The 12,661-nt window shown below is 61.3% G+C and carries 7 protein-coding genes and 3 pseudogenes; 2 read left to right on the top strand and 8 right to left on the bottom strand.

The window, feature by feature from the left end:
* The first annotated feature begins 2 nt into the window (after positions 1 to 2).
* Positions 3 to 1,448, top strand: a complete 1,446-nt coding sequence (locus CV102_RS19435) for a metallopeptidase TldD-related protein (protein WP_148859695.1) — start codon at positions 3 to 5, stop codon at positions 1,446 to 1,448.
* 15 nt (positions 1,449 to 1,463) lie between these two features.
* On the opposite strand, the gene CV102_RS19440 is transcribed toward CV102_RS19435, so the two are convergent.
* The 7 genes and pseudogenes from CV102_RS19440 to CV102_RS26760 all read right to left on the bottom strand — a co-directional run.
* Positions 1,464 to 2,513: an ABC transporter ATP-binding protein gene (locus CV102_RS19440; RefSeq protein ID WP_148859696.1), complete on the bottom strand. Its 1,050-nt coding sequence runs from the start codon at positions 2,511 to 2,513 to the stop codon at positions 1,464 to 1,466.
* A 1-nt stretch (position 2,514) separates the two neighbouring features.
* The gene (locus CV102_RS19445; protein ID WP_148859697.1) at positions 2,515 to 3,567 is read right to left on the bottom strand and encodes an ABC transporter ATP-binding protein; all 1,053 of its coding nucleotides are present in this window, start codon (positions 3,565 to 3,567) and stop codon (positions 2,515 to 2,517) included.
* Positions 3,568 to 4,551, bottom strand: coding sequence for an ABC transporter permease (locus CV102_RS19450; RefSeq protein ID WP_148859698.1), 984 nt, complete (start codon positions 4,549 to 4,551; stop codon positions 3,568 to 3,570). It lies immediately after the preceding gene.
* 2 nt (positions 4,552 to 4,553) lie between these two features.
* Positions 4,554 to 5,531: an ABC transporter permease gene (locus CV102_RS19455; protein ID WP_148859699.1), complete on the bottom strand. Its 978-nt coding sequence runs from the start codon at positions 5,529 to 5,531 to the stop codon at positions 4,554 to 4,556.
* A 53-nt stretch (positions 5,532 to 5,584) separates the two neighbouring features.
* Positions 5,585 to 7,276 (bottom strand): ABC transporter substrate-binding protein, encoded by a 1,692-nt coding sequence (locus tag CV102_RS19460; RefSeq protein WP_233710747.1) that lies wholly within the window; start codon positions 7,274 to 7,276, stop codon positions 5,585 to 5,587.
* A 1,438-nt stretch (positions 7,277 to 8,714) separates the two neighbouring features.
* The gene (locus CV102_RS19465; protein WP_148859700.1) at positions 8,715 to 10,109 is read right to left on the bottom strand and encodes a M28 family peptidase; all 1,395 of its coding nucleotides are present in this window, start codon (positions 10,107 to 10,109) and stop codon (positions 8,715 to 8,717) included.
* A gap of 208 nt (positions 10,110 to 10,317) precedes the next feature.
* Positions 10,318 to 10,529: pseudogene (locus CV102_RS26760) on the bottom strand (guanosine monophosphate reductase); the annotation flags it as partial.
* Positions 10,530 to 10,557: 28 nt separating this feature from the next.
* On the opposite strand from CV102_RS26760, the pseudogene CV102_RS26765 reads away from it, so the two are divergent.
* Positions 10,558 to 10,815: pseudogene (locus CV102_RS26765) on the top strand (IS6 family transposase); the annotation flags it as partial.
* Positions 10,816 to 11,106: 291 nt separating this feature from the next.
* On the opposite strand, the pseudogene CV102_RS19475 reads toward CV102_RS26765, so the two are convergent.
* Positions 11,107 to 12,493, bottom strand: a pseudogene (locus tag CV102_RS19475) (RNA-guided endonuclease InsQ/TnpB family protein).
* Between the last annotated feature and the right edge of the window lie 168 nt (positions 12,494 to 12,661).

Consider the following 12,661-nt stretch of genomic DNA (forward strand, 5'->3'; position numbering starts at 1 on the left):
CAATGAGCGAACAGGGGGGCGTCGCCGATGCGGTCGATGAACTGCTAACGATCCTGGAATCGGACGACAGGGTTTCTTTCGCGGAGGTCGGCGGAACGACGAGGAGTGCGACGGAAGTCGTCATCACGGAAACCGGGGTCCGGAGCGACAACGAGTGGACGACGACCGGCGTCTGGTGTCGCGTCTTTGCCGGCGGTTCCGCGGCGTATCGGTTCACGAGTGAGCTCTCATCCGAGGCCCTCTCCGACGCTGCAAATCGCGCGACGACCGGTGGAGACCAACTTGCTCAGTCGACCGCCGAACGCGTCGATATCGAATCGAGCCACCGCGGGGTCCACGACGGCTGGGCACGCGAGTCGGTCGCGGACCGATCCCTCTCGGAGAAGCGCGCGTCCGTGCAGGCCGCCCCCGACGAAGTCGAGACGGCGCTCGACCGAACCCGGGTAACGTACGCCGACGAGCGCGTGGACCACTCGATCGCGACGACCGCGGACAGCGTCGTCCGAACGACGGTCGATCGGGCGAGCGTGGACGTGACGCTGGTGCCCGTCGACGGGCCGAAGCTCCGGCGTCACCACGGCAGTACTCGCGGTGCAGCGTTTCTCGACCGCCTCCCGAGCTTGTTCGCAGAGATCGACCGCGACGCGAGTACGATCGCGAGCGCAGCCGAGGCCGATTCCCCGTCGGGGACATCGACCGTCGTGTTGAGTCCGTCGGCGACCGGACAACTGTGTCACGAGATCGGCGGGTATCTCGCGGCCGACGTGGCAGCGTTCGGGTTTTCCCCGTTCGAGCAGGGCGATCGATTGACCGATGCTCCGTTGACGATCGACGACGGAGTCCGTGCGGGATCGTGGGCCGCCACGGCGTACGACGCCGAGGCTCGACCGACTACGCCGGTCCGACTCGTCGACCGGGGGCAAGTCGAGTCCTTCCTCCACGACACGACGACGGCGGCAGAAGCCGGGCAGGTCCCGACCGGCAACGCGATCCCGGCGATCGGATTCGAGCAGCCACCGCGAATCCATCACCGGCACCTAGACGTCCACGCTGGAGCGGCGAGCAGGGACGAGCTGTTGGCCGACGCGGACGTGTACGTCCGACGCTTCGGTCCAGCCTTTTACCGCGATGAGTTCGAACGAACGCAGCGTAGCGGCGCGATGCCGCCGAGTTCGCTGTACGCTCACGACGTCGCAGAGCGCATGGGCGACCGCCCCGACGCTGGAACCGTGGAACTCCCGATCGCCGAGGGATTCCTCGTCGAGAACGGCGAACTCGGTCCCGCCGTCGATTCGACAGTCGTCTGGACAGCCGACGCTCTCGAGAGTATCGACGGTATCGGTGAGACGCGATCGACCGTGACGGGCGTCGCGTCGAAACACAAGTCACGAATCCCGTACGCCGTTACGGCACCCGCGGTACGGCTCGACGTCCGGTGCGAAAACTGAGTGCGCGATCGAGGGCTACGACCCGTCCTGGCAAGAGTCGTACAGGTGGCAGGCGACCTCGCGGTCGTCGTCGAACTCCACCTTTTGTTCGATCGGGGGCGACTCGGTCTTGCAGATCTCGCCGATGTACTCCGAGCATCGCCCGTGGAACCGGCAGCCGGAGGGGACGTCAATTGCGTCCCCGACCTCACCCGCGAGTTCGACGCGCTCGCGTCCCACGTTGGGGTCCGGAACCGGCACCGCGTTGATGAGTGCGCGGGTGTACGGGTGTTGTGGGTTCTCGATCACGTCCTCGGTGTCTCCCTTTTCGACGATCTCGCCCATGTACATGATCGCGAGTCGGTCACACATGTGACGAAGCAGCGAGAGGTCGTGGCTGATGTATACGACGGACAGGTTGAACTCCTCGGTCATCCGCTCCATCAACGACAGCACGCCCGCCCGAAGCGAGACGTCGAGCATGCTGACGGGTTCGTCGGCGACGATGAAATCGGGATCCAAGACGAGCGCTCGAGCGATGGCGACCCGCTGTCGTTGACCGCCGGACAGTTCGTGGGGATACTGATCGAAGTACTGGTCCGGTGGCTGGAGTTCCGCGAACTCCAGAGCCCGCCGGATGCGAGCGGTTTCGTTCGCAATGTCGTGGATCCGCAGTGGCTCAGCGAGCGTGTCGTACACCGTCATGCGGGGGTTCAACGACTCGAACGGGTCCTGGAAGATCATCTGCGAGTTCTGCCGGAACTCGGCGAGTTCTTCGTCGTCGGGCTCCGTGAGGTCCATGCCCTTGAACTCGATCCGACCGTCCGTCGGCTCGTGAAGCTTCACGAGGGACATCCCTGTCGTCGTTTTCCCACAGCCCGACTCGCCGGCGAGTCCGAGCGTCTCGCCGTGTTCGAGTTCGAAGCTCACGCCGTCGACAGCATGGACGTAGTCCGCCTCCTTCGCCGTCACCGCACGAAGGACACTGGAGATCAACCCCTCGTTGACCTGAAAGTGCTTCTGTAGCCCTTCCACTCGAAGGAGCGGGTTCTCGCTCGAGTCGTCAGGTGATCCAGCGTCACTCATCTCAATTGTTCACCTCCGCGGCCGACCGGGTGGACCGAGCTGCCTCCGTCTCCTCCCACGTTTCGGGATCGTCGGCCCGCGAGCGGAACCCGTCATCTATCTCGTCGGCGTAGTGGCAGTACGTCCGGAGATCGCCCTGCTGCTGCGCCTCCGGTTCGACTGTCCGACACTCGTCGGTCGCGATCGGGCATCGCTCCGCGAACCGACAGCCAGACGGTGGGTCGGTCAGTTCCGGCGGATAGCCGGCGATCGACAGAAGATCCTGATCCGACTGCCGGATATTCGGAAACGCCCGCTTGAGCCCGATCGTGTACGGATGGTACGGATTTCCGAATATCTCCTCGACGGGACCCTCCTCCGCGATCTTGCCCGCGTACATCACGATCACGCGATCGCAGGTCTCCGCGACCACGCTTACGTCGTGGGTGATCACCATCATCGAGGAGTTGATGTCCGACTGGATCTCCCCGATACGTTTCAGGATCTGATCCTGCATGATCACGTCGAGCGCCGTCGTCGGCTCGTCCGCGAGCACGAGCGACGGTTCGAGCGCAAGCGCCATCGCGATCATCGCCCGCTGTCGCATACCGCCGGAGAACTGGTGTGGGTAGTCGTCCGCTCGCTCGGGGTCGAGACCGACGAGATCGAACATCTCGGCGACGATCTCGTTGGACTCGGTTCGCCCCGTTCCAGGGCGATGCGTCTCGATCGCCTCGACGATCTGCTCGTGGATCGTGTAGACGGGATCGAGTGCGTTCATCGCCGACTGGGCGATCATCGATATCTCCTCCCACTTGTATCGACGGCGTTCCGCTTCGGACATCTCCGTGAGATCCCTGCCGTCGAACTCGATCGAGCCACGGTTAACGTAGCCCTCATCCGGGAGGATGCCGATGATTGCCTTCGCGAGCGTGGTTTTTCCACAGCCGGACTCACCGACGATCCCGAGGTTCTCCCCCTCTTCGATGGAGAACGAGACCCCGTCGACCGCCTGCGCCGGTGCTGATTCCGTTTCGTAGTAGACTTCCAGATCTGAAACTTCGAGTACGGACATTTATCTGAGCTCTGGGTTCGTGATCTCCTCGTACCCGCGGCCGATCAGGAACCCACTGATGACCACGAGACCGATACAGATGCCCGGCGGAATGAACCACCACCAGGCACCGAAGTCGAGCGCGGAGTACGCGCGTGACGACTGCAGCATCGTTCCCCACGAGACCGTGTTCGGATCACCGAGTCCGATGAACGACACGCCGGCTTCGGCGAGGATCGCCCACGCGATGGCGAACGCCCCGTAGAGGAACGATAGCGGAAGCACGTTCGGTGCGAGATGTCTGGAGATGATGTGCCAGTCGCTCGCACCGGCAACCTGTGCCGCCTTGACGAACGGTCGCTCACGAAGCGACAGCGCCTGTGACCGGATCACCCGTGCCGTCGACCGCCACTGGAGCAGGATGATCGCCAAGAGGATGTTCCAGAGGCTCGGCCCCAGCAGGGCGACGAGAATGATCACCGTCGGCAGGAGCGGCATCCCGTACAGGAAGTCGACGATCCGCATCAGCATGTCGTCGATCTTGCCGCCGTAGTAGCCCGCCGTCAGCCCGACGAGCGTGCCGATTCCGGCGGTAAACACTGCCGCCACTAGCCCGACCAATAGAGCAGCCCGGGATCCGTACACGAGTTGACTGAAGATGTCGAATCCCTCGGCCGTCGTCCCGAGCAGGTAGCCCGACTCTGAGGACATGAACGACGGCTCCATCCAGTCGGCCACGATAATTCCCGCGTCGCTCTCGTACTGCCGGTTGAGCGGCCGGTACGGCGCGATGAACGGCGCGAACACGGCGACGATCATGAAGAAGGCGATGGTGATCATGGCGAGACGGACCATCAGGTCGTCGGTGAGCATGCGCCACTGCTTCGCGAGCGTCTCTCGCCACAACCGCAGGTTACGTCTCCACCGGTCGACGCTTTCGTCCTCCTGGTCGACCTCTCCGTCGTCAATGTCTGCGAAGATCGATGGTTTGTCCTGAGTTGCCATGGTTAGTCGTAAGTCACCCGTGGATCCAAGTAGCCGTACAGGAGGTCGGCGATGAAGTTCAGGATGATGATCGTAGCGGCGAGCACCATGAACGTGCCCTGTGCGACCGGGAAGTCGCGCCGCAACACGGCGTTGACCATCTCCCGTCCGAGGCCGGGCCACCCGAACACGGTCTCGATGAGGACGCTTCCGCCGACAGCGTAGCCGAGCGCAATCGCTGCAGCCGTGATGATCGGTAGCAGCGCGTTCCGTGCCGCGTGCCTGAACATGATCGCCCGCTCGCTGAGCCCCTTCGCGCGACAGACGTCGATGAAGTCCTGTGAGAGCACTTCCATCATGCTCGAGCGCATGATCAGAAGCGGGTAGCCCATGTAGTAGAACGCGAGCACCGCTGCAGGAGCGACGAGATGGTGCAGGAAGTCGAGGTTGAAGATCCGCGCCCCGAACGTGTCGTACGTCTGCCCGGACGTCCCCATTCCGCTCATCGGGATCACACCGAGCGTCGCGCCGAAGAGCCACAGCACGATGAGCCCGACGTAGAAGGTGGGGAGGCTCCGCGCGGTTAGCGCAGTCACGACGGTCGTCTTCTCGAATCTGGATCCCCGGTACCATCCGCTGAGCACGCCGAGGACGATCCCCAGGATGTACGCGACAACGAACGCGCTCAACATCAACACTAGCGTGTTCGGGAGGTACGTCCAGATCACGTCCCGGACGGGTTCGTTGGTGTGGAACGATCGTCCGAAGTTGAGAGTGAGCGCGTTCTCGAGGAAGCGCACGTACTGGATGTACAGCGGCTGGTTGAGGCCGTAGCTCTCGATGACCTGTTGTCGTGCCTCCGGCGTCATCTGCGCGGAGACGACGAACGCTGTCGGATCGCCCGGCATGAGACGGAACAGGAAGAACAACACAGTTCCGACTGCCCAGAAGGTCACGCCGAGCTGGAGCAGCCGTCGGATGACGAAACTTGCTTTACTCATATTCGGTGGTAGGTGGTATCATTCGAATCTGAACCGCAACCGCGGGCAGGTGTTTATTCGTCCAGGTGGTGGAGCATTCCGTCCTCGTCGTACCCGTAACCGGCATTTTGGAGCCGTTCGATCCCGACGTCGACGTCCTCCTCGTACTGGGGGACGTCCTCCGTGTGGAGCGGACCGAACGCCTCGGTGACGACGTTGAACCCGGGCTCCGGAACACCAAAGAGAATCTGGTCGATGATCGCCGACCGCGGGACCGCGTTGTACGCTGCCTTCCGCACTTCGGGATCGCCGAGACCATCGGATCGCTGGTTGGGCGTACAGTGCCAGAAAGACGTGGCCGGGACCGACTGGACGCTGATCTCGTCCAGATCCCGGTTCTCGTCGAGTTGGCGGTCGATCCGGCCGAACGGCTCGTAGTTGAGGTCGCCGTTACGTAGGTTCTCCCACACCGTCGACGTCTCCGGAATGATCCGCCAGAACCGTTGCTCGAAGTCGACCGGCGCGAAGTGGTCGTCGAACCGTTCGAGCCCGAGCTCGGCACCCCGGTCCCAGTAGTCGAACTGGAGCGGACCCGAGCCCACGGGCTCTTCGACGTTCACCTGGCTCGGCTCGTCGCGATCCGCCCACCGGTGCTCGGGGAGGATCGGGATCTGTGTGCCGACGAGCAGGTTGAACGGACCGAGCGGGTTGTCCTCGGGCATGTGGATCCGAACCGTGCTGTCGTCGACCACTTCCGCTTCGTCGATGAAGTCCGACTGGACCGAGTACACTGGCACCTCGTTCTCGTTGATGTAGTTGTAGCTGAACGCGACGTCCTCGACGGTAAGCGGCTCGCCGTCGTGGAAGGTATGGTCACGGATCGTGTACTCCATCGTCGTCGTATCGACGCGCTCATACTCGGTTGCGAGACTCACGTCGGTGTCAATCTCGACCTGGTCGTTGAGTCGGACGAGGCTGTCGTACATCACCGAGAAGTTGTACGTGTGTTTGTTCTCGTCGTTGTGGCCGAGGATGTTCATCGTGTCGAGCGCCTCCGGCCAGTACCCCTTCAGGGTGTCCTCGCCGCCCTGCATTTCGAGGTTGATCATCGTCCAGTAGGAGTTGAACCCTAGCGGAAGGTCAGCCTCCCAGTTGTCGACCTGCTCGTTGTTATACACGGCCAGGAACGGCATGTCGACGATCGGCATCTGCGGCAGATCCTCCATCAGGGTCCGCTGGAGGTCGTGCACCAACTCGATCCGAGTGTCCTCATCGGGCTCCTCGAGGTACTGATCCATCAGCTCGTCGGCGTCGGGGTTCTCGTACCCGGCGAAGTTCCCCTGGCCCGGATCGGTGTTTTCGGAGTACATCGTAGAGTTGAGCTCCAGCACCGGGTCGATGGTGAAGAACGTGTGCCATAACGAGAAGTCGTAGTCGTACTCCACGTCGACGCGATTGAACAACGTCCCCCACTCCAGCACCTCGACCTCCATGTCGAGCCCGATATCCCCGAACTGGTCTGCCATGAGGTTGATTGCGTCGTGCCGAGGCGGATTGTAGCTCTGCGCGTTGTTGAGGAACTGGTACGTCGGCAGTTGCTCGCCGAGTTTGTCGGGATCGGTCGCCTCGACATCGGCTCCGTCGCTGTCATCCTCATCGCCGTCACCACCGGTACAGCCAGCGATCACAGTAAGTCCGCCGAGACCCGCCGTCGCGCCCGCTTTGCTTAGAAATCCTCGCCGATTGGTTGTGCCTCTGTGTGACATACTTCCATACCAATATTTTTCAGGTTGATAAACCTACTGGCCAGAATGTTCACTCGGACTTAAATATTAAAGATAAGAAAGGTCCATTTAATACCCTATAAAGGTATGAACCAGTGGTATACGCTGAACGGGTGCAGTACCACGGCGTTCACATCGTGAATACGCGCCGTTACTACAGGATACACTCTTCGTTCGGACGCCCCTTCGAGTTTCTACTACCAACGATGAAGTAACAGGCTGCTGTATCAAGACGGGAATTGGTCGGAACGGAGTGAATTCCGAACCGTCGTGGGGAGGCTACCTGTCCGCCAACGGAACGAGGCGTATCCGGAAGAGCAGGCGGTGAACGCCACATTCAAGAAGAGTGTGGTCGTGTGCCGACTGCTCGAAGCGAGCCACAAGATACCCTCGAATCTATTGATGCCAAGACGGATTCCCCGTAATAAAAACAACACCGAGGAATCCCGACTGGTCGAGGAGAGGGGTTGACGACGGTTCGGCCCCACCAGCAGTCCACCAGACATTCCACGGGACCTCCAGTCCCACTAGGGTGTCGTAGTCCGGTAATTGAACTGCAAACCTGAAACGCCCACCGGTCGGGGTTCCACGCCGTAAACGGCGTGGAGGAGGTCAACTGTGACTACACATACTGCCGCTACCAGTCAGACGGTCGAACGATCATTTACGACCGGTATTATCTTCGAGGTCGCTTTCGGCCCGTGCGGCGCGCCTGACGTCCACGAGCCGTCGTCGATACTCCCAGTACCCGCCGCCTATCAGCAGTCCACCCAGTACGACTCCGGTGACGGGATCACCTCGATACCAGAACCAACCGACTGCAGCCGCTGCAGCTAACGCCGAGAGACCAAAAGCGATCTTCGCACGGCCTCTGCTACGTGCAACGTCTACCATCCTACTCGCCTCGCCTCCCCGGTCGTCGGTCCCCGTTTCGCCTCTCCGTCCGGGATTTCCGCAGACAGATCTCGAGACACCTCGGTCGTTGACGCATCAGGGAACGGATTAACTCCATGGTTCTCGGACACCGGTAGGTGAACTCCTCCACCGCACGTCGATCGCTGAGGACGAGGCTTCGATATCATCTCTCGGCCTTCCCGTTGCAGGGAGGCCGGGATGGTGCGCTGTTCGTATACCGTCCATGATGGCCTCGAGCCGGCATAACGGATCTGTGCCTCTTAACCCGGCCTCCGGTTCCTCAGCGCGCTGAGGCCAGCAGCCACCGACCGCTGTTCATCTTGAACGTATGAAAGTGACTAACAAGAAAGTGTCGGCTCTTGCCCGTCCGACCGTATTTCTCGTCCGCATCGCGGACTGCAATGTCCCTTGAGGACGAGGAGTAGCCTTGTCACGAGTTGTATCCGGCCTAGCGTCTCGGGGTCACTCGCAACTCCCGGGACCGCCAGGTCACGGCAGTGAAATCTCACTCGATCCGATCACTCCACGGCCACGGACGTGGCTCTCCCCACGGCCACGTGTCCGTTGCTTTCATTCCGATGTCGTATCCCTCCTCGATGGTCTCGGCTCGGATCTCCTCGCTCGACCGCTCGTCGACCCACCGATCCGCTTCCGCAAGCTTCGCGACTCCAGCAGCACACAACACTGACAGGTCACGCAGATCACGAGGATCGAGTTTGTCGAACGTGTCCCCGTGCGTGTGTCCCCATCCCCGACCGCTGCCCTCCGTAGTTGATCGAGCCTGGGCGCCAGCGACGCCCCGCTGAACGAACGGCCAGTGGTCGCTGTGGGGACGCAATCCGTCCTCGATCCCGATCGGAATCTCGAACTCGTCGCTCACCTCGGCAAAGGCCTCGCCGATCGCTTCGCTCCCGTGTGTGTGGATCTCGAGATCTCGGGAGTACCCCGCCCCGTCGGCGTTGACCACGCATTTGACGCGATCGAGGTCGTGGGTGTGCGTCCAGTAGTAAGAACCGTACAGACCGGTTTCCTCCGCACCGAAGACGACGAGTCGCACGCGGCTCTCGAGGGTCTCCTCGATCGACGCGAGGATCCGAGCCACGCCGACGACGAGCGCGGAACCGAACCCGTTGTCGTTCGCACCGGTTCCGACATCGTGCGCATCGACGTGTGCGGTAAACAGCACTTCGTCCTCCGTGTCAGGGCCGACGACCGCCTCGATGTTCGCGGACGTTGCGGGCTCGTTTCGTGCCTCGACCGACAGCGTCGCTTCGATCCCGCCGTTCCCCTCGACGTCCTCACAGTGCCGGGCGAGACGTGCACCAACCTCCTTGCTGAGGCCCGCTGCCGGGATCGGCCCCGGTCCGTCGATGCGTCCGATGCCGCCGGTCGGCGGCAGTGCACCCTCGAGATGATTGTAGAAGAGGAACGCCTCGGCGCCTGATTCGGCCGCATAGCTATACTTCTCGCTGCGGTGGACCCATCGACCGTAGTCGTCCGGGGTTAGACTCGACGCCATGGCGATCGCTCCCGAGAGATCGACCCCCTCGAAGTCCTCCGGGAGCCCGTCTCCCATGTCGACGATCTCGCCGGTAACACTCCCTGACGGCGTCCCTGGCAGCTCGACCAGTTCGTGCGAATGATCGAAGATACTGTCGCGACGTCCCTGATGAACCGTCAACGACGCGTTCTCGCGCCACCATCCGGGGATCGGAAATGGCGTCTTCGTGACATCCTCGAGTCCGGCTTCGCTAAACTCGTCCGCGATCAGGTCCGCACCGATCCGTTCACCCTCGTGGCCCGGCATGCGATCGTCGAGATCCGAGAGATCGGCAAGGAGGTTCCATGCCGTCGTATCCGTGTAGGCCTCACCGATCGCCGCTGCCGGAAGTAATGTCATAGATTTATTTTACAAATAGTGTTGATTTCAATCTACCGGCCCATTTGAAACCACGGCCAAGACATCCAGAGAGTGAGCTCTTGACGATCTCACCACCTCCACAAATTGAGCCAGATTTCGTGTGAGAGTCGCGCTCTCTATTCACCAGCCCGATCACCCGCGTCTGTATCAGCTCTCGACGTGACCGCTACTCTGTCCGCTTGCGGGCTCAGTCGTCGCTCTCGTCGGCCGTCTGTGAGTCGCCAGCGGGCCCTTCGCTGTCCACGCTGACACCCCCCAGTCGTGATCCACGTGGTATCCCTCGCGTTCTTTTGCGCTGGGTGCGACGCGTATAAATTCGGCCTGTTCCCGGTCGGCCGGAATCGTCCGCCCGCCACAGTAGGAGAGGCCGGACTGGATGCCGGCGCGGAGCTCGGCAACTCCGACCGGAGCGTCTCGACGGCCTCGAGCGGACGCTCGAGAGAAACACGACGTCAACGACGCTGTGTTTCTCGTCGATTCAGCACCGTGGCTCAAAGCTGCACTCCACGATCACGGACTCCGATTTCGATATGAAAAGCACGGAAATCGGAACGCTGTTGAACGTCCCTTTCAAGAGATAAAACGACGTACCCCCCAGTTTGAAAACTGCTTCAGAAACGCCGATCCAGCAACCGCCAAAACATGGTTCCAGAGCTACGCATACTGCTGGAACCAGCTAATCTGAACAATGTGCATCGGATAGGGTCGTAGATTTATATCCGAAGCCCCAGTCACAACTGGTCGATGTACACGACTTGACGAAAGGACTTTGGGATTGTGATAGCGCTCAGGTCGCTTAGTCGTGAGTTCGTCCGGCACTGTCTAATTAAGTTATTATGCCGTAGAACGGCGTTTGAGCGGCTGTGGAGCCGGCAGCGGTGAAATGTATGATCGTTACTCCTCGAGAAAGGTATGGTGGAATGACATCCTCCGCGCCGTGAACGGCGCGGTTTCCTCCGTGGGAGTCTCAGCCGATCTACGATTCCCCGGAGGCAACATTCCCGCCACGGTGGACGGTACTCGGGTCTGTGCGCTGTTCTTTGGGACGGTGAGAGCATGGTGACTCCGACCAGTCATGGTCGTCCCACTCGAACCGCACGGGCCGTGCCATCGGCCTGGCTGCTTGGTCTGTCTGCCGCGTTGGGAACGTCTCCGACGCTGTGAGGTCGGCGTGGCCCTCGAACCCACATGGACAGATGAGTGTGTCCTGGTGGCGCGTCGTTCGGTCTGTGCCCCCGCACTGAGGGCACTCTTGGCTGGTCCACGCTTCCGACCGAACCTCAACCGAGATACTGTATTCCTCGGCGGTACACGCCAACCGTTCGGTGAACTGCTTGAACGACCAGAAGTTGTGGGTCTTGGCGTTGGTTTCGACCGACCAGTGCGTGTCCAACACGTCGGTCAAGCCACCGATATACACGGTATCGACGCCTTCAGCGTACAGTCGGTCCAGCAGGTCACGACACAATGCCTCTTGTGCGTGGTCGCGGCGACGGGTGCGCTTGCGGTACAGCCGCCGGATACGCTCGCTACTGTATCGGCCATTTTCGAGTTTCGACTGTAACTCGGCAATATGGCGCGTCGTGTCACGGAACCGCTGGAACAACTCGCGGCTCTCGTACAGATATTGCTGACCGGTCGTGGTGGTACAGGCGACGAGATTGTTCGCACCGATGTCCAGAGCGGCCTTCTCTGAGGCCAGTGGAGTGTCCCGTGCATCGTCAGAAATAGTCACGGGTTGCGAAGCTCGGAAGGTGCTATCAGTCTCGTCGTACCACAGGTCCAACCGGCCCTGTTTCTCGTAGTCAGGCCAATTCGGATCGCCGGAGATTCCCAGCCTGAGACGCCCGGTGTGGTCGTATCTGTCTTTCAACTCACTCCCGACCAGTATCTCAAGCCGGGAACGGTCGCCCCATTCGACGGTGTACGAGGTGTTGCGAATGACGGTCTTGAGTTGCCGCCCGTCGTCTTCGTTGCCACGGAATCCCGGCGGTTCGGGATGTTCTGTGACCAACGTGTTCGGGTCGTCGTGGTACTGCTCTTTGAGCCGGAAGAACCCACGCCACGCTTCTGAGTTCTTCCGAATCACCTGTTGGGCGGTAGACGCACCGAGAACGCCTTTGTACCTGCCTTCGAGGTGGCCTGTATCGGCGTCCCATACGTCGCCTTCGTACCCATCCTCGTCGTTGTCAAGCAAATCGTAGATTTGCGGACATCGCGGAGCTTTGCTCCGCTCAGTACCGCATGAGGCGTTCGTAGTTGGTTTCGTTCCAGAGAGCGGCGGAAGCGTCCAACAGGTCTCGGAGCAGGTGCTCTCCATCTTCGGAGAGCGGACGCACGGTGAACACGTTGGTACGCTTCATTCCCAGTTCGGTATTCGACCTGACCCGTGTTGAAGGCCAGCCAATCGCAGTGAAAGTGAATCTGATACCGACTGGTGGAGACTCAGGCCTGGCAGTCTGGTGGTGGTTTGTCACCGGAGCTGACGCGATTCACGCCCGCCCTGTTCGCTCCTCGGTTCCGACAGCGAG

This window comes from Natronococcus pandeyae (genome assembly GCF_008122205.1).
In the GTDB taxonomy this organism is placed as follows: Archaea; Halobacteriota; Halobacteria; order Halobacteriales; family Natrialbaceae; genus Natronococcus; species Natronococcus pandeyae.

What these genes read in the sequence shown, in the direction of transcription:
- CV102_RS19460 (WP_233710747.1), bottom strand. Translation starts at nt 7,276, where the DNA reads ATGTCACACAGAGGCACAACCAATCGGCGAGGATTTCTAAGCAAAGCG.
- CV102_RS19435 (WP_148859695.1), top strand. Translation starts at nt 3, where the DNA reads ATGAGCGAACAGGGGGGCGTCGCCGATGCGGTCGATGAACTGCTAACG.
- CV102_RS19445 (WP_148859697.1), bottom strand. Translation starts at nt 3,567, where the DNA reads ATGTCCGTACTCGAAGTTTCAGATCTGGAAGTCTACTACGAAACGGAA.
- CV102_RS19455 (WP_148859699.1), bottom strand. Translation starts at nt 5,531, where the DNA reads ATGAGTAAAGCAAGTTTCGTCATCCGACGGCTGCTCCAGCTCGGCGTG.
- CV102_RS19465 (WP_148859700.1), bottom strand. Translation starts at nt 10,109, where the DNA reads ATGACATTACTTCCGGCAGCGGCGATCGGTGAGGCCTACACGGATACG.
- CV102_RS19450 (WP_148859698.1), bottom strand. Translation starts at nt 4,551, where the DNA reads ATGGCAACTCAGGACAAACCATCGATCTTCGCAGACATTGACGACGGA.
- CV102_RS19440 (WP_148859696.1), bottom strand. Translation starts at nt 2,513, where the DNA reads ATGAGTGACGCTGGATCACCTGACGACTCGAGCGAGAACCCGCTCCTT.